General features: G+C 70.9%; 25 protein-coding genes and 1 pseudogene. 13 read left to right on the top strand and 13 right to left on the bottom strand.

Annotation, left to right across the window (positions count from 1 at the left end; genetic code table 11):
- Positions 1 to 24 precede the first annotated feature (24 nt).
- From ESZ52_RS08340 to ESZ52_RS08330, 3 genes are read left to right on the top strand one after another with little or no spacing between them, the layout of a single operon-like run.
- The gene (locus ESZ52_RS08340) at positions 25 to 1,461 is read left to right on the top strand and encodes an aldehyde dehydrogenase family protein (protein ID WP_131104526.1); all 1,437 of its coding nucleotides are present in this window, start codon (positions 25 to 27) and stop codon (positions 1,459 to 1,461) included.
- On the top strand, positions 1,455 to 2,474 hold the full coding sequence (locus ESZ52_RS08335; protein WP_131104525.1) for an NAD(P)-dependent oxidoreductase: 1,020 nt from the start codon (positions 1,455 to 1,457) through the stop codon (positions 2,472 to 2,474). The genes ESZ52_RS08340 and ESZ52_RS08335 overlap by 7 nt, the downstream gene beginning before the upstream one ends.
- A gap of 21 nt (positions 2,475 to 2,495) precedes the next feature.
- On the top strand, positions 2,496 to 4,148 hold the full coding sequence (locus tag ESZ52_RS08330) for a thiamine pyrophosphate-dependent enzyme (RefSeq protein ID WP_131104524.1): 1,653 nt from the start codon (positions 2,496 to 2,498) through the stop codon (positions 4,146 to 4,148).
- A gap of 166 nt (positions 4,149 to 4,314) precedes the next feature.
- On the opposite strand, the gene ESZ52_RS08325 is transcribed toward ESZ52_RS08330, so the two are convergent.
- The 3 genes from ESZ52_RS08325 to ESZ52_RS08315 all read right to left on the bottom strand — a co-directional run bounded on the left by ESZ52_RS08325 (position 4,315) and on the right by ESZ52_RS08315 (position 6,205).
- A complete protein-coding gene (locus tag ESZ52_RS08325) occupies positions 4,315 to 4,827 on the bottom strand; it encodes a CinA family protein (protein ID WP_131104523.1) in 513 nt (170 codons plus the stop codon).
- Positions 4,828 to 4,897: 70 nt separating this feature from the next.
- Positions 4,898 to 5,704 (bottom strand): cytochrome c oxidase assembly protein, encoded by an 807-nt coding sequence (locus tag ESZ52_RS08320; protein ID WP_131104522.1) that lies wholly within the window; start codon positions 5,702 to 5,704, stop codon positions 4,898 to 4,900.
- A 21-nt stretch (positions 5,705 to 5,725) separates the two neighbouring features.
- A complete protein-coding gene (locus ESZ52_RS08315; RefSeq protein WP_131104521.1) occupies positions 5,726 to 6,205 on the bottom strand; it encodes a DUF2243 domain-containing protein in 480 nt (159 codons plus the stop codon).
- Between the two features lie 171 nt (positions 6,206 to 6,376).
- Between ESZ52_RS08315 and ESZ52_RS08310 the strand changes: the two genes are divergently transcribed.
- Both ESZ52_RS08310 and ESZ52_RS08305 read left to right on the top strand, forming a co-directional pair.
- Positions 6,377 to 7,258: a manganese catalase gene (locus ESZ52_RS08310; protein WP_131104520.1), complete on the top strand. Its 882-nt coding sequence runs from the start codon at positions 6,377 to 6,379 to the stop codon at positions 7,256 to 7,258.
- 163 nt (positions 7,259 to 7,421) lie between these two features.
- Entirely contained in the window at positions 7,422 to 7,781 is a 360-nt protein-coding gene (locus tag ESZ52_RS08305; protein WP_131104519.1) for a cupin domain-containing protein, read from the top strand.
- A gap of 33 nt (positions 7,782 to 7,814) precedes the next feature.
- Here ESZ52_RS08305 and ESZ52_RS08300 read toward each other — a convergent pair whose 3' ends face one another.
- A complete protein-coding gene (locus ESZ52_RS08300; RefSeq protein WP_131104518.1) occupies positions 7,815 to 8,753 on the bottom strand; it encodes a hypothetical protein in 939 nt (312 codons plus the stop codon).
- A 153-nt stretch (positions 8,754 to 8,906) separates the two neighbouring features.
- Here ESZ52_RS08300 and ESZ52_RS08295 point away from each other — a divergent pair, with 153 nt between their 5' ends.
- The 4 genes from ESZ52_RS08295 (at position 8,907) to ESZ52_RS08280 (ending at position 11,603) form a co-directional block, all read left to right on the top strand.
- Entirely contained in the window at positions 8,907 to 9,131 is a 225-nt protein-coding gene (locus ESZ52_RS08295) for a hypothetical protein (protein ID WP_131104517.1), read from the top strand.
- Between the two features lie 69 nt (positions 9,132 to 9,200).
- Positions 9,201 to 9,428 (top strand): hypothetical protein, encoded by a 228-nt coding sequence (locus tag ESZ52_RS08290; protein ID WP_181009877.1) that lies wholly within the window; start codon positions 9,201 to 9,203, stop codon positions 9,426 to 9,428.
- 122 nt (positions 9,429 to 9,550) lie between these two features.
- The gene (locus ESZ52_RS08285) at positions 9,551 to 9,769 is read left to right on the top strand and encodes a hypothetical protein (RefSeq protein WP_131104515.1); all 219 of its coding nucleotides are present in this window, start codon (positions 9,551 to 9,553) and stop codon (positions 9,767 to 9,769) included.
- Positions 9,770 to 10,040: 271 nt separating this feature from the next.
- Positions 10,041 to 11,603 (top strand): MIR domain-containing protein, encoded by a 1,563-nt coding sequence (locus tag ESZ52_RS08280; protein WP_181009878.1) that lies wholly within the window; start codon positions 10,041 to 10,043, stop codon positions 11,601 to 11,603.
- A gap of 45 nt (positions 11,604 to 11,648) precedes the next feature.
- Here ESZ52_RS08280 and ESZ52_RS08275 read toward each other — a convergent pair whose 3' ends face one another.
- Together ESZ52_RS08275 and ESZ52_RS08270 are read right to left on the bottom strand one after the other, a co-directional pair.
- Entirely contained in the window at positions 11,649 to 12,038 is a 390-nt protein-coding gene (locus ESZ52_RS08275) for a VOC family protein (protein ID WP_131104513.1), read from the bottom strand.
- Positions 12,039 to 12,049: 11 nt separating this feature from the next.
- Positions 12,050 to 12,316 (bottom strand): ArsR/SmtB family transcription factor, encoded by a 267-nt coding sequence (locus tag ESZ52_RS08270; RefSeq protein ID WP_131104512.1) that lies wholly within the window; start codon positions 12,314 to 12,316, stop codon positions 12,050 to 12,052.
- 185 nt (positions 12,317 to 12,501) lie between these two features.
- Here ESZ52_RS08270 and ESZ52_RS19245 point away from each other — a divergent pair, with 185 nt between their 5' ends.
- The 3 genes and pseudogenes from ESZ52_RS19245 (at position 12,502) to ESZ52_RS19695 (ending at position 14,143) form a co-directional block, all read left to right on the top strand.
- The gene (locus ESZ52_RS19245) at positions 12,502 to 12,924 is read left to right on the top strand and encodes a hypothetical protein (RefSeq protein ID WP_181009880.1); all 423 of its coding nucleotides are present in this window, start codon (positions 12,502 to 12,504) and stop codon (positions 12,922 to 12,924) included.
- Positions 12,846 to 13,037: pseudogene (locus ESZ52_RS20015) on the top strand (hypothetical protein); the annotation flags it as partial. The gene ESZ52_RS19245 and the pseudogene ESZ52_RS20015, both read left to right, overlap by 79 nt.
- Before the next feature lie 728 nt (positions 13,038 to 13,765).
- Positions 13,766 to 14,143, top strand: coding sequence for a hypothetical protein (locus ESZ52_RS19695; RefSeq protein WP_238154425.1), 378 nt, complete (start codon positions 13,766 to 13,768; stop codon positions 14,141 to 14,143).
- A gap of 10 nt (positions 14,144 to 14,153) precedes the next feature.
- Here ESZ52_RS19695 and ESZ52_RS08260 read toward each other — a convergent pair whose 3' ends face one another.
- Positions 14,154 to 14,978 carry an SAM-dependent methyltransferase gene (locus tag ESZ52_RS08260; protein WP_131104511.1) on the bottom strand — a complete coding sequence of 275 codons (825 nt, stop codon included), beginning with the start codon at positions 14,976 to 14,978 and terminating at the stop codon, positions 14,154 to 14,156.
- Between the two features lie 208 nt (positions 14,979 to 15,186).
- On the opposite strand from ESZ52_RS08260, the gene ESZ52_RS08255 reads away from it, so the two are divergent.
- Complete coding sequence (locus tag ESZ52_RS08255) at positions 15,187 to 16,029, top strand: response regulator transcription factor (protein ID WP_131104510.1); 843 nt, start codon at positions 15,187 to 15,189, stop codon at positions 16,027 to 16,029.
- On the opposite strand, the gene ESZ52_RS08250 is transcribed toward ESZ52_RS08255, so the two are convergent.
- The 6 genes from ESZ52_RS08250 to ESZ52_RS08230 all read right to left on the bottom strand — a co-directional run bounded on the left by ESZ52_RS08250 (position 15,963) and on the right by ESZ52_RS08230 (position 19,907).
- Positions 15,963 to 17,099: an eCIS core domain-containing protein gene (locus ESZ52_RS08250; RefSeq protein WP_131104509.1), complete on the bottom strand. Its 1,137-nt coding sequence runs from the start codon at positions 17,097 to 17,099 to the stop codon at positions 15,963 to 15,965. The genes ESZ52_RS08255 and ESZ52_RS08250 overlap by 67 nt on opposite strands.
- Before the next feature lie 30 nt (positions 17,100 to 17,129).
- Entirely contained in the window at positions 17,130 to 17,606 is a 477-nt protein-coding gene (locus tag ESZ52_RS08245; protein WP_131104508.1) for a hypothetical protein, read from the bottom strand.
- 138 nt (positions 17,607 to 17,744) lie between these two features.
- Positions 17,745 to 18,317 carry a GTP pyrophosphokinase gene (locus ESZ52_RS08240; protein WP_337590197.1) on the bottom strand — a complete coding sequence of 191 codons (573 nt, stop codon included), beginning with the start codon at positions 18,315 to 18,317 and terminating at the stop codon, positions 17,745 to 17,747.
- A 51-nt stretch (positions 18,318 to 18,368) separates the two neighbouring features.
- Entirely contained in the window at positions 18,369 to 18,533 is a 165-nt protein-coding gene (locus tag ESZ52_RS20010; protein ID WP_337590196.1) for a hypothetical protein, read from the bottom strand.
- Positions 18,534 to 18,573: 40 nt separating this feature from the next.
- Positions 18,574 to 19,305, bottom strand: coding sequence for an NUDIX hydrolase (locus tag ESZ52_RS08235; protein WP_131104507.1), 732 nt, complete (start codon positions 19,303 to 19,305; stop codon positions 18,574 to 18,576).
- Positions 19,302 to 19,907, bottom strand: a complete 606-nt coding sequence (locus ESZ52_RS08230) for an isochorismatase family protein (protein WP_131106514.1) — start codon at positions 19,905 to 19,907, stop codon at positions 19,302 to 19,304. Before ESZ52_RS08230 ends, ESZ52_RS08235 begins: the two co-directional genes overlap by 4 nt.
- Between the last annotated feature and the right edge of the window lie 17 nt (positions 19,908 to 19,924).

Below are 19,924 nucleotides of genomic sequence, written 5' to 3'. Positions count from 1 at the left end.
CCTCCCCGACCGAGCAGGAGCACCATGACGACCTATCGCAGCCTCGTGGCCGGAGAGTGGATCGGGGGCCAGCCCTCCCCCCACCTCAATCCGTCCGACCTGGACGACGTGGTGGGTCACTCTGCGCTCGCCGACGCCGCGGTGGCCGAAGCGGCGGTAGAGGCCGCGGTCCAGGCCCAGAACGTGTGGCAGGCCTTCCCGGTCGCGGAACGGATCGCGATCCTGGACCGGATCGGTTCCCAGATCCTGCAGCGCACCGAGGAGCTGGCGACCCTGCTGTCCCGCGAGGAGGGCAAGCTCCTGGCCGAGGCCCGCGGCGAGGTCGCCCGGGCCGGCCAGACCTTCCGCTATCACGCCCACGAGCTGCTCCAGCCGCAGGGCGAGCGCTACCTCAGCACCCGTCCCGGGGTGGAAGCCGAGGTGCGGCACCGCCCTCTGGGTGCCGTCGGCATCATCACCCCCTGGAACTATCCCATCGCCATCCCCGCGTGGAAGATCGCGCCGGCTCTGGCCCACGGCAACACCGTGGTCTTCAAGCCAGCCGAACTGGTCCCGGCCCTGGCCGGCGAGCTCAGCTCGATCATTCACGACTCCGGGATCCCCCCCGGTGTCTTCAACATGGTGCTCGGCCCTGGTCCGGTCGTCGGTGAGACGCTGCTGACCTCCGTGCGGCTGCACGGCATCTCTTTCACCGGCTCGGCGGCGACCGGGCGGCACGTCGCCCGACAGTGCCTGGAGCACGGCAACAAACGCTTCCAGCTCGAGCTGGGCGGCAAGAACCCGCTGATCGTCATGGACGACGCCGACCTCGACGTGGCAGCGCGATGCGCCCTGGACGGGGCGTTCTTCAGCACCGGCCAGCGGTGTACGGCCTCAAGCCGGCTGATCGTGCACGAACGCGTGCACGACGCCTTCGTAGACCGGATCGTGTCAGGTGCCGAGGCGCTGCGGGTCGGTCCGGCGTTGGCCCCCGACAGCCAGATCGGACCCGTCGTGGACGCGGTGCAACTCGAGCGCAACCTGGACTACGTGCGGATCGGCTGTGAGGAGGGCGCCGAGCTCGCGGCCGGAGGGGCGCGCGTCGACGAGGCCGGGAACGGGTGGTTCATGCGACCCACCGTCTTCACCGGGGTCCGCAACGACATGCGCATCGCCCAGGAGGAGATCTTCGGCCCGGTCACTGCGGTGATCAGCGCAGAGAACCTGGACGAGGCCATCGCCCTGGCCAACGACACGAGTTTCGGACTCTCCGCCGGCATCGTGACCACCTCTCTGCGCCACGCCACGGAGTTCAAGCGCCGCGTGCGTGCCGGGGTGATCTCGGTCAACCTGCCGACCGCGGGCACCGAGCTGCACCTGCCCTTCGGCGGCATGCGCGGCTCGAACCACGGGCCTCGCGAGGCTGGCCGCTACGCCCGTGACTTCTACACGCAGCCGGTCACCTGTTACACGGCATGGTGACCCTCACCGCCGCAGACCGGCTGCAGCGCGAGCCGCTCATCGTGCTCAGCGAACCGATCGCCGAGGCTGGCCTGTGCATCCTCCGCGCCGCCGGACGGGTCCACATCGCCCACGAGACCGACCCGGGCCGGCTGCTCCCCCACCTCGCCGGGGCAAGCGCCCTTGTGGTGCGCAGCTCGCCCGTCCCCGCCGCGCTGCTCCACAAAACCCCGGGCCTGCGTGTGGTCGGGCGACACGGTGCCGGCCTGGACAACATCGACCTGGTCGCAGCCCGGCGGCAGGGGGTGGCTGTCGTGCACACCCCCGCCGCCAACGCCGCCTCCGTGGCGGAGTTCGTCCTGCTCGCCGCACTGGCCCTCGGCCGGCGGCTTCTGCCCGCACGGGACGCCCTCGCCCGGGGCGCGCTGCACGACCGTGGCAGCCTGCCGGGTGCCGTCGTCGGCGCGGGGCTCGTCGGGTCGATGCTCAGCGGCCGCACGGTCGGGCTCGTCGGCCTGGGTGCCATCGGCCAGCGAGTCGCCCACCTGGCGCACGGCGTCGGTGCCTCTGTCATTGCGACGGACCCAGCGCTCACCCATCCTCCGGAGCATGTCGAGCTCGCCGACCTCGCCATGGTGCTCAGCCGTAGCGACGTCCTGAGCCTGCACGTGCCACTCGTTCCCGCCACGACGAGGCTCATCGACGCGGCGGCTCTGGCCCGACTCCCACGAGGGGCGCTGCTCGTCAATACCGCCCGCGGCGGGGTGGTGGACAGCCCCGCAGTCCTCGCAGCTCTGGACAGCGGCGCACTCGGCGGTTATGCGGTCGATGTCTACGACCTGGAACCACCGGAGCGGGACGATCCTCTCCTGCACCACCCGCGGGTGCTGGCCAGCCCGCACATGGCGGCGATGACCGTGGACGGTCTCGACGCGATGGCGCGGTCGGTCGCCGACGGGGTGACCGCCGTGCTCACCGGCCGGGTCCCGCCCACCCTCGCCCCCCCACGTCGACACCCACGGCGACGACCCTGACGACACGACGAAGGACGGACGATGAGCAGGCACGGTGGACACATTCTGGTCCAGGCACTCCTCGAGCAGGGCGTCGAGGTGGTCACCTGTGTCCCCGGCGAGAGCTTTCTGCCGGTCCTCGACGGTCTGCACGACGTCAGCGACCGCATCCGGCTGGTGGTCGCCAAGCACGAGGGCGGGGCAGGCTCGATGGCCGAGGCCTACGGCAAGCTCACCCAGCGGGCCGGCGTCTGCCTGGTCACCCGCGGCCCCGGTGCGATGCACGCCGCCGTCGCCGTGCACACCGCGCAGCAGGATGCCACCCCGCTGGTCCTGATGATCGGGCAGGTGTCATCGCGGACTCGCGGGCGCGGTAGCTTTCAGGAGCACGACGCCGCTTCGGTGTTCGGGTCCATGGCCAAGGCGGTCCTGCGGCTGGAGACAGCCGACCGGATTCCCGAGATTGTTGCCCGGGCGTTCCGGGTCGCCGAGTCCGGACGCCGAGGTCCCGTGGTCGTCGAGCTCCCCGAAGACGTGCTGCACGCGCAGGTCGAGCTCGAGGTGTGGCCTCGCCTGCCGCCCCTGGAGGCGGGACCGTCGACGGCCGACCTCGCAGCCATCAGCGACGTCCTGCGCAAGGCTGAGCGCCCACTCATCGTGGTCGGGCGAGGGCCGTGGAGTGAGGACGCGCGCCTCGGGCTGGAGACCTTCGCCCTGCGCAACGGCATACCGGTCCTGGCGGCATTCCGGTGCCAGGACTACATCGGCACCGACTCACCCGCCTACTGCGGGCACCTCAGCTTCACCCTCGACCCCACCCTCCAGGCGTTGACCAGCGAGGCTGACCTCGTGCTTGCCATCGGAGGCCAGCTGGGTGACGTCGACACGCAGGGGTATGGGCTGTGGTCCGACCCACGTTCCCGACCGCGCCTCCTGCACGCGGTCACTGACCCGGTGGACGCGAACCGGCACCTGCCCGCCGAGCACCTGATCCTCGCCTCGGGCCCGGCTCTCGTGCGCGCGCTCGAGGGCGCCCGCCTGACCGTCGACCGGCACCCTGCCTGGCTGGAACGGGCACGGTCGGAGCAGGCGGCTCGCTCGGTCCCGGCGGTCGACGACGTGCTGGGCGGGATGATGGCCTACCTCGCTGAGGTGCTCCCGCCCGAGGCGGTCGTGTGCAGCGGAGCGGGCAACTATGCGGTGTGGGTCCATCGGTACATGCCCTACCGGCGCTTCGGGTCCCAGCTCGCCCCTGCCAGCGGGGCCATGGGTTACGGCCTGCCGGCCGGCACCATGGCCTCGCTCCTCGACCGCGACAGGCCCGTGGTGGTCTTCGGCGGCGACGGGTGCCTCCTGATGAGCGTCCAAGAGCTCGCCACTGTGTCTGAGCACGGCCTCACTCCAGTCATCGTGGTGGTGAACAACGGCATCTACGGGACTATTCGGATGCACCAGGAACGGACGTTCCCCGGCCGTACCAGCGGAACGGACGTGCACGGTCCGGACTTCGTCGCGTTGGCGCGCGCGTTCGGGTTGGAGGCCAGACGCGTTGGCACGGTGGCAGAGTTCGCAGAGGCGTGGCAGTCGCTGACCGGTCGGGGGAAGGCGGTGCTGATCGAGGTCGTGACGGACCCTGACGTGCTCGCCCCGGGCCTGCGCACCTCCGCACTCAGGAGCAGTCAAGGGCCAGGGTGACCGTCGGTCCAGGACAACATCGCGGAAACCGACGTCCGGTGTCCGGCCACAGTGCGTCGTGAACAGGGACGTAGGCCAGCCGCCGCGGCAAGGAGGGCGCGTCGGCCCAGGGCTCACGCCGACCAGACTGACCGCCCCACCGTCGGCCGGGAGCCGCCCCTGCCGGTCACGCCTGTCGGGCGTGCTCCTGCTGCGCGTCTTCGGCCTGCTCGCCCCCCTGCTGCAGCGCGTGCAGCAAGAGCTCGAGGGCCTGCTCGGTGGCCTGCTCGACGACCTCGTCCGGAGAGCCCTCGAGCTCGACCCGGCGGCAGTCCTGATATCCGGGCGCGACGACGCCGAGGTAGACGGTGCCCGGCTCCTCCCCTTCCTCGGGGTCGGGGCCACCGACACCGGTCGTGGACACGGCAGCCTCTGACTCCAGCACCCGCGCGACCCCGGCCGCCAGCTCGTCCGCGCACTGGGCGGTGACGACCGATCCCGGCGTGACGCCGAGGACGTGCTGCTTGATGCGGGGCGAGTAGGCCACGACACCGCCGTGGTACCAGTCGCTCGCCCCGGGGGCGGCGGCCAGGGCCGAGGAGACGGCGCCACCCGTCAGCGATTCCGCGGCGGCGACCCACAGGCCGCGGGAGCTCGCGAGGTCGGCGATCTGTTCGGCCAGGTCCGTGATTCGGGTCATCGCGTCATCGTAGGTCCGCGCCCACAGGGCCGCGCGCCAGCCCCACGCTGGACCCGCCCCTCCTGCCAGTTCACCCTGCCGCGGCCGCCCCGGCCGGCCGGACCTGCCGTGTCCTCGGCGCCGAGCGGACGTACCACCCGGCCAGCAGCATGGCGGCCAGCAGCAGCTCGGCCACGTCGCCGCCGTAGTACATGAGCATCGCGGCCGTCTCGGCCCGGTCGGTCGGGCCGTGCCCGCCCGGCGGCCAGTGCCCCGCTCGGGCGTACAGCGTCTTGGCCAGCACCGCGTGGCTGGCCGCCGCGACCAGCAGGGCCCCGAGCCGGGTCGGCAGGCCCGGACGCCTCGGCGCGGGGTCGGGGCCGGCGACCGCCCAGGTGAAGAGGACCCCGGCTGCGACCAGGTGGACCAGGACGAGATGGTGGACGACCGCACTCTCGGCGGTCAGCGCGTACAGCGAAGTGCCGTAGAGCACCCAGAGCCCACCGGCCGACAGGACGGTCGCCGTCGCCGGGTGGCTGAGGAGGTGCACGACCGGTGTGCGCAGCAGGCCGGTGACCCGCCGGGCCGTCCAGGTCTGCGTGGCGCCCAGGACGAGCGTGACGGGCGCCGCGAGGACCAGACCGATCGGGGCATACATGCCCACCAGGAGGTGCTGGGCCATGTGCGCGACCGGGTCGTGGTGGGCCGCAGCGGACAGGGAGGGCGAGAGCCCGGCGGCCAGCAGCACGAGCCCGGCCATCCAGGAGGTCGTGCGCCAGCGGGTCCACCGCTTGCCCCGGCGCTCCGCCCAGCGGCGCGACATACCCAGGTAGGCGACTCCCACCAGACCCGCCAGGAGCAGCACCCGCGCCTCGGCGATGAGGTCGACGATCGGCATGGTCGGACGGGGTCGGCGACGTCAGGAGGAGGCGGTGGCGGGCGTGCGTGGGCCACGGCCGGTGAGCGCCACGGCGGCACCTGCGGCCAGCAGCAGGACCGCCGCGCCGATCCAGACCGCGTCGTAGACGACCAGGTCGACGACGTCATACCGGATCTGGTGCAGCCGGAAGACCTTGTGGTTGACCACCCCGTCGAACAGCTGGAAGCCGCCGGCGCCCAGGAGGAAGCCGGCCCACGCACGGCGGGTATGCAGTGCGGCTCGCCGCCGCAGAGCGGCCAGGAGGAAGAATCCGGCCACGAGCAGGAGCAGTTCGACGGCGTGCAGCAGCCCGTCGGAGAGCAGGCCGACCCGGGTGGTGGAGCGGTCGTAGAAGTGGTGCCAGGCCAGGATCTGGTGGAAGACGATCTCGTCCACGGCCGCCATGACGGCGACCCCGATCATGCCCCCCACCAGCAGGGATCGACGCGGATCGGCACCGGTCGGGCGGGGACGGACCATCACAGCACCGTACGTCGAGCAAGGCCCGGGCGCACGACCAACGGTGGGTGACCGTTCACCTTGCCGGGGCGGGGTGACGCTCCTACTTTCGAGGGACGGGTCGTCATGGTCACCGTCGACGCGAGGGGCCCTCCCGGCGCGTCGTCCTCCCCTCCCCAAGGAGTTCCCGGCATGTTCTTCCACCGCCAAGAGCTGCAGTTCAAGTCCACCCCGGACAAGCCCGACGCCGTCTTCGCGCGCAAGTTGCAGGAGGTGCTCGGAGGGCAGTACGGCGAGATCACCGTCGCGATGCAGTACGGCTTCCAGTCGTGGAACACCCACCTTCCCGGCAAGTACCGCGACATGCTCTTCGGCATCGGCGCGGAGGAGATGGGGCACGTGGAGATGCTGGCGACGATGATCTGCCAGCTGCTCGAGGACGCCCCGCTCGGCATCACCAAGGACGCCGTGCAGGCGGACCCGACCGTGGCTGCGGTGATGGGTGGGATGGACGTGCAGCACGCCATCGTGGCCGGTGCCGGTGCCCGGCCCGTCGACAGCAACGGCAACCCGTGGACCGGCGCCTACGTCACCGCCAGCGGCAACCTGATGGCCGACTTCATGTCCAACGCCAACGCCGAGGCCCAGGGCCGCCTGCAGGTGGCGCGGCTCTACCACATGACCGACGACGCCGGCGTGCGTGACCTGCTCGCCTTCCTGCTCGCGCGCGACACGATGCACCAGAACCAGTGGCTGCGGGCGATCGAGCAGCTCAAGGAGGACGGCTTGGAGGAGCTGCCCGTGCCGAGCAACTTCCCGCAGAAGAAGGAGGTCACGGAGGTCTCCTACCAGTACCTCAACTTCTCCGACGGCGCCGCGGCCAGCGAGGGCCCGTGGGCCTCCGGGCCGACACCCGACGGCAACGGCGAGTTCAGCTACCACGACGGCCCGACCACCTCGGCCCCCATGCCGCCCCCCACCCGTCCCGACTCGCGCCTCTTCGGCACCACCGACCTGCCGAACAGCGTCGAGAAGATGGCCAGCGCCGTGCAGGACAAGCTCCACCGGGAGTGATCCGCGCCACCGACGGGTGCCCGGCGCGCGATCCGAGGGGTATGCCGCGCCGCGCCCGTCGTAGAGCCGCTGCTGGAACGTAGGGATGAGACCCGCGGAAGGAGCCGTCGTCCCCGGCTCCTTCCGCGAGGTGGCAGACCGCTGTCGTGAGTACTGTGCTGGCATGACCTCGCCCAGCGCACCGCACGACCTGAACACCGCCGCCGACGACATCCTGCAGACCGCCCTGCAGAGCGAGCACGGCCGGCATGCCGAGCTCCTGGTCCTGGACGGCCACCTGCGCCAGACGGTGATCGCGCTGGCGTCCGGCTCCCGGCTGTCGGACCACAACGCACCTCCGGCGGCGACCCTCCAGGTCCTGCGCGGCGCGATCGAGGTCACCACCGACTCCGGGTCCGACGCGCGGCTCACCCAGGGCCAGCTGAGCCAGCTGACCAAGGAGCGCCACGGCGTCCTGGCCCTGGAGGACAGCGTCTTCCTGCTCACCACCGTGACCAGCGTCGAAGAGGGCAGCCACGGCTGAGCCCGCCCGGCTCGAGGCGCGGCGTCCCGCAGGTCAGCCGTCCGGCAGCGACACCTCGGCCACCACCAGCCGCAGGTGGCCGGCCGCGCTGTCGACCTCGACGAGCCAGGAGGGACCTCCCTCGCTCGCCGCGGCCTCCAGCTCAACCCCCAGGTCGGACCCTGCCCGGTAGAGCGAATCCACCAACAGGTCTCGCATCTCTCCCGCCGTCAGTGCGTCCCCCGCCGTGAGCGCCTCCTGCGCGTCCTCGACGACGAGCGCCCAGGCAGAGTAGAAGTCCAGGTCCACGACATACCCCAGCGGTTCTTCCTTGCGTCGCCCGAGAAAGCCAGAGCTGCGACGGACGACCTCCGGTCGGTCGTCAGCCGGGACGGACCCGAGAGCAGCGAGGAGGTCCTGGGCGCTGACCCGGCCGGTCTCCCCCGGCAGGATGCGCCGTCCCCAGCTGAGGATCTCCACCTCGCCGCCGACGATGTAGCCGCAGGGTCGGTGCCCCGCATCGAGGAGGATGTCGACCCTGATGGGGTTCTCGTCCCCGACCGGGATCCTGATCAGCGTCGTGTGGCTCCCCGTGACGTACCTGCGCTCCGGCCGCGGCGGACCAGGAACTCTCAGACCAAGGCCCTCGCGAGTGGTGAGGTCGACGAACCCGTCCCGGGCGGTGCAGAAGCTGCCGAAGACCGCCCCGACCGGTTCGGCGCCCTGCGCCAGGACCGACAGACCGGCCACCTCGTCCCCGGTGAACCAGTACGTCTCGTAGCGGCCCCGCAGCTGCTGGCCGCCGAACTGGGTGCGCGGCCCGACGATGGTCAGTTCTCCGTTGAGCTCGACGTCCTCGCCGCGTTCGATGGCGTGCACGGGCCGGTGGAAGGGTGACCACCTCCGTTCGACCGGGAAGTGCGGGGCCACGTAAGCCACGCCGCCGGGGTAGACATCGCGGAGCGCGGTTCTGCGGACCTGGAGAGCAAGCATGCCCTGCACCTTAAGACGTCCTTGGAGGCCGGGATCGGGCCGTAGACGTCCCCACGAATCCAGCCCTTCTTTCCCTCAGACTCGGGGCTGTCCCGAAGCCGAGACGCCCTTCCGTGAGGGGCGCCGTGGGTTTCTCACCTCGGAGGCACATCCATGCGTCAACCCTTCAAGTCCATCCTGGTCGCAGCCAGCGGCCTGGCTCTCGTCGGCACCATGGCCGCGGCTCCGACCCAGGCCCGGCACCACGACGACCCCGAGGTCATCGCCTGGGGTCTGGTCGGTCCCCTCTCCCTCGACGTGGGCAAGGGCAAGGACCTCTACGTCACCCAGAACTTCATGGGAGTCCTGTCGAAGATCGATCCAGGGCTCGGCCGGTGAGGTCCTGCCGTTGAGCAAGGTCTACCGGGTCAGCCCACGGTCCGGCTCCACCAGGTGATCGCCAGCGGCATGCACGGCACGACCGGGCTGGCCATCGCGCCCAACGGGCAGATCTTCGTGGCCGAGCTCTTCGGCGGCAAGGTGTCGGTGATCAAGGACCGGGGCCGGGTGCGCACCGTCTTCGAGGCCGGCTCGCCTTCGGACGTCACTGTGAACGGGCCGTGGCTGTATGCCACGACCGGTGTCTTCGGGGAGAGCGGCGCGGTGGTGAAGTACCACTACCCCAAGCGCCGCTGACCCCGGCCTGCCCCACCGGGTGGTGAGCGCAGCTCACCACCCGGTGGTCTTGCGTCCGGAGGAGTGCAGAAGCGGTGGCGGGACGCCATACTCCTGTCGGGCGATACAGATGGGAGGTCGTCATGGGCAGGTCATCGCGGGCCGCCGCGCGCCGCAAGAGGTGGCGTTGGCTGCGCCGGGCCGCCGGCACCGGCGCCGCGGCAGGTGGTGCCATGGGTCTCGCCGCCCTCAGCGTGTGGCTGGACCTCGGCAGAGCCAAGCCACGCACGATGGACCCGATCGAGGAACGTCTGCGCGAGGAGCAGGCCCGCCTGGCCCGTCAGGCACCGTTCATCCGCTGAGGCGGGAGGCGACCGCTTGCACCGCAGCTGCTCGGGCCCGTCGCGGAGACCGAGTCGCGCTATTACCCCTCCGACGCTCGGCCTGTCCTCAGGGCTGCGTCCTGTGTATCAGGGAGGCCTTCGACGTCTCTTGACGTCAGAGCCTTCCGGTGGCCCTCGTGGTCTGACCGACGAGTCCGACGCGGGGTCCGCTGCCGGGAGGTCTCACCGAGGCGCCGCGGCGATGCCGCCGCCACGGCATACCCGCACGAGACGTCAGCAGGAGCACCCGATGGCCCACCGACTCGAGCCTGGTCAGTCGTTGACCCAGGATCAGCAGCTCACCTCCCCCAACGGCAGGACCAGCCTGGTCATGCAGGGCGACGGCAACCTCGTGCTCTACGAGTCCGTCCCACCCGGCAGGGTCGCGGTCTGGGCGTCGGCCACCGACGGCCGGTCTGGGGCCCGGGTGGTGATGCAGGGCGACGGCAACCTCGTGGTGATCGACGCCGGCAACACCCCTCGCTGGGACTCCGGGACCTGGGGCAACCCGGGCTCCGCGCTGGTCCTGCAGGACGACGGCAACCTCGTCGTCTACGCGCCCGACGGGCGTGCGCTGTGGTCGCCCAACACCTACCGCCGCACCGGCCGCGTCCCCTTTGTGCCAGCCACGCACGGCTTCGCCTTCAGCAACCAGTTCGTCAACAACGTGGCCACGATCCCCGGCCACGGCCAGGTCACCACCCGTGGCCGTTGTGGAGGTATGGCGTACGCCGCGCTCGACTACTTCCTCGCCGGGGTGCCCGTGCCGGCCCAGCAGGCCGGACACTTCACGCCCAGCAAGGTCCCGCCCGACCGGCACTGGCTGGCCGACTACATCTACGCCCGCCTGATGAACAGCTTCTTCACCGGCTCCGCGCTGAAGTTCGCCGAGTGGACCGTGCACTCCGACCACGAGACGTGGTTCTACAAGGGCGTGACCCGGTGGACCAAGGAGGAGCAGTTCCCGCTCCTGCGGTCCCGCATCAACGCGGGGCAACCGGTGGTCCTCGGGCTGATCAGGGCGACGAACCTGGCCGACATCGGGTCCAACCACCAGGTGGTGGGCTACGGGTACGAGTCGCACGACGCCGCCGGGACGCAGACGGTCTACATCTATGACAACAACCACCCGGGGCAGGAGGTCGCGCTCCGGTCCCACCGCGGACAGGCGCACTTCGTCGCCTCGACCGGGGAGGTCTGGCGTGGCTTCTTCGTGCAGGACTACAGCCACCGCAACCCGCCGGTGTTCACCCGCAGCCCCGCCGCGATGCACAGCCGGGTCCTCTACGGCTCGACGGTGAAGCTCAGCCACACCTGGACCGGCCGCACCCTGCACTCGCACGCGCTCAACTACGGCCACCCGGGCAGCTCGCGCCAGCAGCAGGTCACCGCGTTCGAGGGCGCCGACGACAACGACCTGTGGCGCGTCAAGGCGGCCCACGGGCAGCCCGACAACCACCAGGACGGGCAGCCGGTCCGCCACGGTGACACCGTGCGTCTGGAGCACGTCCTCACCCGGCGCAACCTGCACAGCCACAGCGGCCACCCCTCCCCCGTGACCCGTCAGCAGGAGGTCACCTGCTTCGGCCAGGGCGGCGTCGGCGACGGCAACGACAACTGGCGGGTCGAGCTCGAGCGCCCCGGCGAGTGGACGGCGCAGGCCAGGGTGCGGCTCATCCACCAGCCGACCAACCATGCCCTGCACTCCCACGCCGGGCACTCGCACCCGCAGTGGACGGCCGGGCAGCAGGAGGTGACCGCCTTCCGGGACCGTGACTCCAACGACTGGTGGACGATCCTGGAGATCCGGTAGGCCGGCGCCCGTGCCGAGGAGCCACGTGGAGTGGACTCAGGTGGATCAGGCGGGGCTGACGAGCTGGATCAGGTTGCCGCAGGTGTCGTCGAGCACGGCGGTGACCACCGGACCCATCTCGGCCGGCGCCTGGGTGAAGCGCACGCCCAGCCCGCTCAGCCGCTCATGCTCGGCCCTGACGTCGTCGACGGCGAACGAGGTGAACGGGATACCGTCGGCGACGAGGGCCTCCTTGAACGGTGTGACCGCCGGGTGCGCGCTGGGCTCCAGCAGCAGCTCGACCCCGTCCGGCTCGTCCGGGCCCACGACGGTGAGCCAGCGGTACTCCCCGGCCGGGACATCGGTCTTGGGCACGAAGCCGAGCTTCTCGGTGTAGAACGCGAGTGCTCTGGCCTGGTCGTCGACCAGCACGCTCGTGACGTGGATCCTGGGCATGGGCGTCTCCTTCAGATGGGCCAGCGTTCGAGGATCGAGCGCAGCGGCGCGGTGTTGACGTGGTGGATCTTCGTCCGGCCCTCGCGTCGGGAACGGACCAGGCCGGCCTCCTCCAGCACGGCCAGGTGCTGGGAGATGGCCTGCCGTGAGGAGGTGCTGCCGTGCCGCATCGCCAGCCGGCTGCAGATCTCGAACAGCGACTGCCCGTCAGAGAGGACGAGCTCGTCCAGGATCGTCCTGCGCGTCGGGTCGGCGAGCGCCTTGAACACATCACCCACTCCGTGATAATAGGCAAGTGGTCGCTTGCATGTCAAGGGTCGGCGAAGCCCTTGAAAGCCGCCCTTCAGCGGGCCGCACGCCGCCCGTTGACGGGACTCTGGGGCGGGGAGGACACTCAGACGGTCGCCTGCGGGCACGGTCCGGGGCTCGACGCAGAGGAGGGCGTGATGCCCGTGAAAGCGGCATGAACGAGGTGGGTCTCCCCCGCCCGCTGATCCTCGTGCGAGGGTTCGGTGGTCTCGACGTCAGCGCGGAGCAGGCCAACGCCTACCAGGGCTTCAACGAGGGCACGGTCTACCCCGGACGACGAGGGGACAACTACATCTACGAAGGCTTCCTGCTGCGCGCTCTGAAGTCCCTGGACTACCCCTACACCGACGCGACGAACGTCGTCGGGTACTACGCCAGCCCGGTCTCCTCGCCCGGCGGTGACCTCGACGGCTGGGACCCCGCCGACACGGAGGGCACCGTGGTCGTCGACCACGGTGTCGCACGGCGGGTGCTGCGCGAGGCCGCGGCGGGCACCCTGTGGGTGTACCGGTTCTACGACCTGTCCCCCCGCTCTTGCAGCGCTACGGCGCAGGGCTCGTGCAGCTCATCACCCTGATCCGCAAGGCCGTGGAGCGGCGGGACCCGGACTCGTTCCGGGGGGTCGACATGGTCTGCCACAGCATGGGCGGTCTGGTCATGCGAGAGGCCCTGCTCGCCATGGACGAGAGCGAGCCGGGGTCGGCACCCACGCTGGTGCACCGCATCGTCACCCTGGGGACGCCGCACCGCGGCATCTCCTTCCAGCGGCTGCCCCGCTGGCTGTTGGAGTCCTTGCCCGGGGCACAGGCCGGGTCCGACGAGCTGGACTCGTTCTCGCCCGACAGCCGGCGCTTCCTGGAGATCGAGAAGGTCTTCCCGGTCGAGCGGATCCTGACCGTCGTCGGCACCAACTACCGCAGCTACTCGGTGGCACCGGCCAGTGCGCTCAACCGCCTCTCCAGCCTCTTCGACGAGGGCACCCTGGCCACCAACCGCAGTGACGGGCTCGTCAAGCACGCCTCGGCACAGCTCCCCGGGGCGCCGCGCACCTTCGTGCACAAGAGCCACGGCGGGATGGACTCGGTGGTGAACTCGCGGGAGACGTACGAGATCGCCATGCGCTTCCTCCACGGCACGCACAAGGTCTCGCTCTGGCTGGATCGGGCCAGGATCACGCGCGGCAGGGACTGGATCGGTCAGAGCGAGTTCTACTTCGGCGTCAGCATCAAGCCTCGGTATGTCGACTTCGAGCTCTTCCACCAGAGCGTCGAGGCGGAGAACTGCTACGGCCCGTTCCGCCAGGATGACCTCGGCGACGAGCTGCCCGACCTGGAGGCGGAGCTGCGCCGACCGCTGTCGGACCGTCGGACCGGACCACGGTCTGGGCCGGTCCCGACCGGCTCATCTGGGAGGGCTGGGTGGACGGGCGCGTCAGACCGGAGGCCGAGGCGCAGGGCCTGGTGTTCCGTCTGGACGTCTACGTCGGGGAGCGCGACAGCCACGGTCTGGGCTTCTCCGACAACGTCATCTTCCGCAAGCAGTACTACGTCCAGGTCTTCCCCGGCGAGACACGTGCCGAGGTCTTTCTCCATACCGGAGAGCAGTACCTCGGGCGTTGCGACGCCCAGGACGTCGAGGGGCTGCGCGAGATCGCCAGGGCGGACGAGCACCTGGGGGGCAAGGCGCCGGTCCAGCACCTGACGGAGACCGGGTCCCGGCCCGGGTGGTTCCTCGACGTGGAGGGCACCGGCTTCGCCGGGCGCCTCCGGGTCGCGATCGTCGCCGAGGGCCCCTGAGCAGGCCGACCTAGCGTGGCATCGCCAGCAGGTCGACGTGACCGACCCGCACGTGCAGGTGACCGGCCCGGAGCTGGGCCAGTCGGCGACCGTGCCAGTCGGTGAAGGCGCGTCCGAGGCGTGGCTCCTGCTCGAGCGCCGACGCCACCCGTTCGTCCAACCAGCGGCTCAGCAGCCTCGGGGTGGTGGGGCCGAGCAGCCAGTCCGTCCGGGCGGTGTGGACCGACAGCCCATCCGTGGCCGACGTCGCGGACAGGAGGCGCTCCAGCACCCGGGCCGCCGTGGGGCCGAGCCGCCCGTCGCGCTGCTGGTGGGTGTCGAAGCTGCGGGCGACCTGCACGTCGACCGGGTCGGGCGGCGACCATGCGACTCGGCCGTCGACGGACAGGGACAGCAGCGCCGGCGACCTCCCGTCGAGGATGACCGCAGCCAGCACCGCCACATCGTCCTCGGTCAGGACGTCGAGCAGTGCCGCGCAGGTGACCAGCCGCACCGCGTCGGTCGGCACCCGCTGGCGCTCGAGGGTCGCCGGCAGCTCGGCGATCCCTGCCCGGACGCGGACAGCCCCTTCGTGGGCGGGGTGGCGCAGGTGTTCGGCGTCCTGGTCGACCACGACCCACTGCTGGCGGAAGGGAAGCCGGGGCTGCAGGTAGCGTCGGTTGGCGCCCGTCCCGGCGCCGAGGTCGATCACCTGCACCAGGTGCGCACCACGGGCGGCGAGGGACTCGGTCAGGACCTGCAGGAGCCCAGCCGCCCCCCTGTCCCTGGCCTCCTCGTCGGCCGCACCGCGCAGCTCGAGCCAGTCGGCCTCGGCGCGCAGCGGTGCGGGGGTCATCCGCGGGTCCTGAGCACCTGGGCTGCCATCACCCCATACTGACCCCAGGGGCCCGGCGCCGCCGCCCGGACCTACCGACGCCGACCGATCCCCCTCAAGCGCCTGGTCGTTGGACCGCAGGGCTCTGCAGCACCGGACTGCTGACAGGTCAGGTCCGGCAGGTCCACACTGGGGGCAGGTGCGTGAACCTGCCGGAATCGGGGCGGCGATGGACAGACTGCAGACGGCGCGAGCCGGGTGGCTGGAGCTGCTGGTCGAGGTGCTGGAGAGCTCGACGCCGTGGATGCCGTGGGAGCGCATCTGCCACGAGCTGGGGCACCAGCTCGGCGCGCCCGTCGTCGGCCGGTTCCGCTGGGACGAGGAGGGCACCGTCGAGGCGCACGGCTACCCCTGTCCCGACGAAGGCGACCTGCGCGAGGTCGTCTCCCGGGCGCCGCGTCTCCACCCACTGGCGCGGCACTACTCGACCACCCGGTCCTGGCGCCCGCTGAGCACGACGCAGGTGCCGTTCGCCGCCGACGGGCCGACGCACGAGTACTGGTCCCAGTGCAGGGCAGCGGGGATGGACGAGCACCTGTGGGTGCCGGTCAGCCTCGGTGACCGGGACTGGCTGGTGGTGGGGGTATGCCGGGACGGCACGCCCTTCGAGGAGGGCGCCCTGGAGCTGGCCCGCCTGGGGCAGCAGGTCGTCACCGCCCTGCACCGGCACTACCTCACCCTGTCCGGCGAGGCCGGCTCCCCGCGGCAGGAGGCACGGGTGGTGGCAGCCGCCGAGCTGGGGTTGACGCCTCGGCAGGTGGCCGTGCTGACCCTGGTGGCGGAGGGCCTGACCGCGGTGGCGATCGGGCATCGACTCCACGTCTCCTCCAGGACGGTGGAGCAGCACCTGCACCACATCTACGAGCGGCTGCGTGTCCATGACCGGGCCTCGGCCGTGCGCCGGGCCTGCCTCGCGGGGCTGATCCAGGACGGGGTTCCGGAACCTCAGATCAGTGCGGCGTTGTCGCGCTCGAAGGTGAAGGCCTCGTCCTCCAGAGGGTTGGTGCGGTAGTCGAACCCGGCCTTGGCGAAGCCGATGCCGTAGGCGCAGGCGAACCCGGTCTCGTTGACGAACCGGCGGTACTGCGTGGTGTGCACCAGCTCATGGGCCATGAGCTGTCGGTCGGCGTCGTCGTTCGGGTCCCACGGCTCGTCGAGGTAGATCAGACCGCCGAGGGTCACCCCGAGGTATGACGTCGCCCCGAAGGTCATCGCGTCGGTGCCGCTGGCGAACCAGTTCGCGCTCAGCAGCGCGTCATCGACATACAGGACCATGGCGAAGTCGGCCGTGTTGATGACCCGGGCTGCGGTGCCGCCGTCGAAGACGTCGACCATGTCGTCGCGGAACCCGGCCGGCAGGAGCTTCGGCGGCCGGTAGATGTTGCCGATGATGTTGCCCCACTTGGCGACGCGGTACACCACCTGGCCCGCCAGGCACGCCCCGAGCTGGAGGAAGAGCTCGCCGATGTCGACCAGCAGGCCGCCGAGCCACTCGATGGCGTCGCCGGCCGCCTGGATCGCCCACTCGTAGGCGGCGACCATGGCGTTCACGCCGGCCATCACGACGGCCTCGGCGCGTTCCCACGCGTCCTCGGCGGCGTCCACGGTCGCGTCCCAGGCATCCTCAGCGGCCTGACTGACCGCCTCCCAGGCATCGTCGGCCGCCGCGGCGACAGCGTCCCAGGCGTCCTCGACGGCATCGCTGACCGTGGTCCAGAGCTGCTCGACTCCGTCCGCGATGGTCTCCCAGGCGTCCTCGGCAGCGTCGGTGACGTGGTCCCACACCTCCTCGGCGGCCTCCCAGACGTCCGCGGCGGCGTCCCCCAGCGCCTCGAGCGCGTCCTCGACCGCCTCGGCGATGTCGTCGAGAGCCTCCTCCACGGTGTCCACCACGGCATCCACGGCGTCCTCGACAGCGTCGACGACCGCCTCGGCCGCGTCCTCGATGCCGTCGACGATGTCCTCCGCGGTGTCCGCGACCCACTCAGCGGCGTCCTCGGCCGCCCCGGCGACCCAGTCGGCGCCTTCCTCGATCGCGTCACCGGCGGCGTCGACGATGTCGCCGATGATGCCCCAGCCCATGTCTCCTCACCCGGTTGCGGTGCGGTGGGTTCAGTGGGCCCGTGCGGCGATGTCGGCCAGGAGGATCTGCATGGCCTCTTCGCCCGAGAACCCGGCCGCCACCAGCGAGTCACGCTTCTTGGCGAGCAGCTCGGACCGCTTGCGCAGCACCTCGTCGACCTCGTTGGAGGCGCTGATGTGGGCCAGGCTGTCCGCGGCCACCTTGATCTTGTCGTCGAACCGGCTGGTGATGCTGGCCCGGCCGACGTCCCGGGCTGCCTGCTGCGCCGCGTCTGCGACGGTGAGCTCCACGGCTGACGCGGCCGCCGCGCTGGCCGCGGTCTTGACGACCTCGGTGACCTCGGCCGGCAGGTCCCCCTGCAGTCCCAGGCGCGCCTTGACCGACGCGACCATGTCCTTGTGGATGGTGTCCTCGACGGCCTCCACCTGGACCCGACGCGTGATCACGGGCGACAGGTCGATGCGGCCGCGGTCGCCGAGGTTGTTGAGCAGGTCCCGTCGTGGCATGGCGCACACCTCCGTGGATGACCGGCGCCCGCCCTGGTCACGGGCCGTCCCGGTCCTCCTCTCACCGTAGGACGGCGCTCTCGAGGCGGATATGCGTGGAAGTACGCATTGCGTCTGCGCCGCTCCGCCATCGACAGGTCAGCCCTCAGGGGTCGGTGGCGGACCGCCGCGCGAATGCTCCCACAGCCGGAGCAGGAGCTGTTCGTCCATCCCATCGATGACCCCGGGGGCGGTATCGCGGCCGGCGTCGACGCCGTGAACTTCGTGGTGCAGCTGCTCCATGCGGCGGTCCAGCTGCTCCGCAGCGTCGGCCGCCTCGGACAGGCTGGTCGTGAGGTGCTGGGGGACTCTTCCGTCGTACTTGTAGTAGATCTTGTGCTCGAGGCTCGCCCAGAAGTCCATGGCGATCGTGCGGATCTGCACCTCGACGGTGACCGGCACCGCTCCGGTGGAGAGGAACACGGGGATCTCGATGATCGCGTGCAGACTCTTGTAGCCGTTGGGCTTGGGGTTGGCGATGTAGTCCTTGATCGTGACCGTCCTGACATCCGACTGCGATGTCAGGGCGTCGAGCACGCGGTAGGTGTCGGCGATGAAGCTGCAGGTGATCCGGACGCCGGCGATGTCGGTGATGTTCGCGCGGATCACCTCGGGATCCAGCTCCAACTCGAGACGCATGGCCTTGTCCAGGATGCTGGCGGTCGGCTTGATCCGGGAGAGGACGTGCTCGATGGGGTTGTACCGGTGCAGGTGGAGGAACTCCTAGCGCAGGATCGAGACCTTGGTGAGCACCTCGTCCGCCGCGAACTGGTGCTCCATCTGCATACGGATGAAGCCTTCCCTCATCCGGCGTAGGGCGGCGGCCTTCTCGAGATCAGGGGGGTCACCCGCATCTGGAACGGTCCACGACGCGTTCAGGTCAGCCACGGCGAGCTCCGGAACTGTCGGTGGCGTCCATCAGGTCTCCTCACTTCAAACCGTTGCCGGGGCGCATCATCGCCGGCTGGATCGCGATCGCCGGACCCGCCCGGTAGAGCATCGCGGGACGGCCGGGGCCGTGGGAAACGGTCGCGTCGACCGGCTCGACGAAACCCTCGACGGAGAGCACCTTGCGGCGGAAGTTGTTCAGCTCCGGTGGTGTCCCCCAGGCGGCGGTGTAGACGGACCGCAGCTCGGCCAGGGTGAACGGCTCGGCGACGAACCGGGTCGCGAGGGTCGTGTACTCCAGCTTGGACCGGACCCGCTCCAGCGCGTCGGCGACGATCTGGTCGTGGTCGAACGCGAGCGGCAGGTCGCCCCCGGTGACGTCCTCGATGCTCCACCAGCGGGCGTCGGCCGCGTCCGAGCCGGCGACCGGGTCCGGCAGGTCCGGGGCGAGCGCGACGTGCGCGACGGACACGACCCGCATCCTGGGGTCGCGATGCGGGTCGGAGTATGTGGCCAGCTGCTCCAGGTGGACCGCGTCGAGCTGGCCGAGGCCGGTCTCCTCGGCCAGCTCGCGGACCGCGGCGGCACGGGAGTCCTCGTCCGGGTTGATGAAACCACCTGGCAGCGCCCACGCACCGGCGTACGGATCGTCGGATCGCTGCACCAGGAGGATCTTCAGGGCCCCGTCCCGGATGGTGAAGATGCCCAGGTCGACGGTGACGGCGAAGGCCGGGTACGCGGAGGGGTCGTAGCCCTGCGGCGCCTTGCTCATCGAGACATCACCGCCATCTCGGCCCCGGCCTGCTCCATCTCCACCACGGCCCTCTCCGAGGCGGCCGGGTCGACGCCGGCGACCAGATCGGTGAGCACGGTGACGGCATACCCGTGGCCCAGTGCGTCGAGGACCGAGGCGCGGACGCAGTGGTCGGTGGCGATGCCGACGACGTCGACCGCGGTGATGCCGCGGTGGGTCAGCACCTGGTGCAGCGTCAGCACGTCCGCGGCGCCGTCCTCGACGGCGGTGACGCCCTCGAAGGCGGAGTAGGACGGCGTGCCGTATCCCTTGACGACGTGCACGTCGACGGCGGAGGCGTCCAGATCGGGCGCGTAGGCGGCGCCCTGGGTGTCGGCCACGCAGTGGACCGGCCAGGTGTCGACGTAGTTCGGATCGGTGCCCTCGGGTGCGAAGTGGCCGCCGTTGTCGGTGTCGCCGCGGTGCCAGTCGCGCGAGGCGACGACCAGGTCGTACTCGCCGCGGCGGGCGGCCAGGTGCTCGGTGACGCCGCTGGCGACGTCGTGGCCGCCGGTCACGCCCAGTGCTCCTCCCTCGCAGAAGTCGTTCTGGACGTCGACGATCAGCAGGGCCTTGGCCATGGTGTCCTCCTCGGGAC

This window comes from Ornithinimicrobium sufpigmenti (assembly GCF_004322775.1).
GTDB classification, from domain to species: Bacteria; Actinomycetota; Actinomycetes; order Actinomycetales; family Dermatophilaceae; genus Ornithinicoccus; species Ornithinicoccus sufpigmenti.
The sequence above is the reverse complement of the archived record's forward strand: the minus strand, read 5'-3'. Positions and strand labels throughout refer to the sequence as shown.

What these genes read in the sequence shown, in the direction of transcription:
- ESZ52_RS08300 (WP_131104518.1), bottom strand. Translation starts at nt 8,753, where the DNA reads ATGCTTGCTCTCCAGGTCCGCAGAACCGCGCTCCGCGATGTCTACCCC.
- ESZ52_RS08280 (WP_181009878.1), top strand. Translation starts at nt 10,041, where the DNA reads ATGGCCCACCGACTCGAGCCTGGTCAGTCGTTGACCCAGGATCAGCAG.
- ESZ52_RS08290 (WP_181009877.1), top strand. Translation starts at nt 9,201, where the DNA reads ATGCACGGCACGACCGGGCTGGCCATCGCGCCCAACGGGCAGATCTTC.
- ESZ52_RS08275 (WP_131104513.1), bottom strand. Translation starts at nt 12,038, where the DNA reads ATGCCCAGGATCCACGTCACGAGCGTGCTGGTCGACGACCAGGCCAGA.
- ESZ52_RS08235 (WP_131104507.1), bottom strand. Translation starts at nt 19,305, where the DNA reads ATGAGCAAGGCGCCGCAGGGCTACGACCCCTCCGCGTACCCGGCCTTC.
- ESZ52_RS08230 (WP_131106514.1), bottom strand. Translation starts at nt 19,907, where the DNA reads ATGGCCAAGGCCCTGCTGATCGTCGACGTCCAGAACGACTTCTGCGAG.
- ESZ52_RS08310 (WP_131104520.1), top strand. Translation starts at nt 6,377, where the DNA reads ATGTTCTTCCACCGCCAAGAGCTGCAGTTCAAGTCCACCCCGGACAAG.
- ESZ52_RS08330 (WP_131104524.1), top strand. Translation starts at nt 2,496, where the DNA reads ATGAGCAGGCACGGTGGACACATTCTGGTCCAGGCACTCCTCGAGCAG.
- ESZ52_RS08245 (WP_131104508.1), bottom strand. Translation starts at nt 17,606, where the DNA reads ATGCCACGACGGGACCTGCTCAACAACCTCGGCGACCGCGGCCGCATC.
- ESZ52_RS08305 (WP_131104519.1), top strand. Translation starts at nt 7,422, where the DNA reads ATGACCTCGCCCAGCGCACCGCACGACCTGAACACCGCCGCCGACGAC.
- ESZ52_RS19245 (WP_181009880.1), top strand. Translation starts at nt 12,502, where the DNA reads ATGAACGAGGTGGGTCTCCCCCGCCCGCTGATCCTCGTGCGAGGGTTC.
- ESZ52_RS08285 (WP_131104515.1), top strand. Translation starts at nt 9,551, where the DNA reads ATGGGCAGGTCATCGCGGGCCGCCGCGCGCCGCAAGAGGTGGCGTTGG.
- ESZ52_RS08325 (WP_131104523.1), bottom strand. Translation starts at nt 4,827, where the DNA reads ATGACCCGAATCACGGACCTGGCCGAACAGATCGCCGACCTCGCGAGC.
- ESZ52_RS08250 (WP_131104509.1), bottom strand. Translation starts at nt 17,099, where the DNA reads ATGGGCTGGGGCATCATCGGCGACATCGTCGACGCCGCCGGTGACGCG.
- ESZ52_RS08335 (WP_131104525.1), top strand. Translation starts at nt 1,455, where the DNA reads ATGGTGACCCTCACCGCCGCAGACCGGCTGCAGCGCGAGCCGCTCATC.
- ESZ52_RS08260 (WP_131104511.1), bottom strand. Translation starts at nt 14,978, where the DNA reads ATGACCCCCGCACCGCTGCGCGCCGAGGCCGACTGGCTCGAGCTGCGC.
- ESZ52_RS08320 (WP_131104522.1), bottom strand. Translation starts at nt 5,704, where the DNA reads ATGCCGATCGTCGACCTCATCGCCGAGGCGCGGGTGCTGCTCCTGGCG.
- ESZ52_RS08340 (WP_131104526.1), top strand. Translation starts at nt 25, where the DNA reads ATGACGACCTATCGCAGCCTCGTGGCCGGAGAGTGGATCGGGGGCCAG.
- ESZ52_RS08255 (WP_131104510.1), top strand. Translation starts at nt 15,187, where the DNA reads ATGGACAGACTGCAGACGGCGCGAGCCGGGTGGCTGGAGCTGCTGGTC.
- ESZ52_RS08315 (WP_131104521.1), bottom strand. Translation starts at nt 6,205, where the DNA reads ATGGTCCGTCCCCGCCCGACCGGTGCCGATCCGCGTCGATCCCTGCTG.
- ESZ52_RS08295 (WP_131104517.1), top strand. Translation starts at nt 8,907, where the DNA reads ATGCGTCAACCCTTCAAGTCCATCCTGGTCGCAGCCAGCGGCCTGGCT.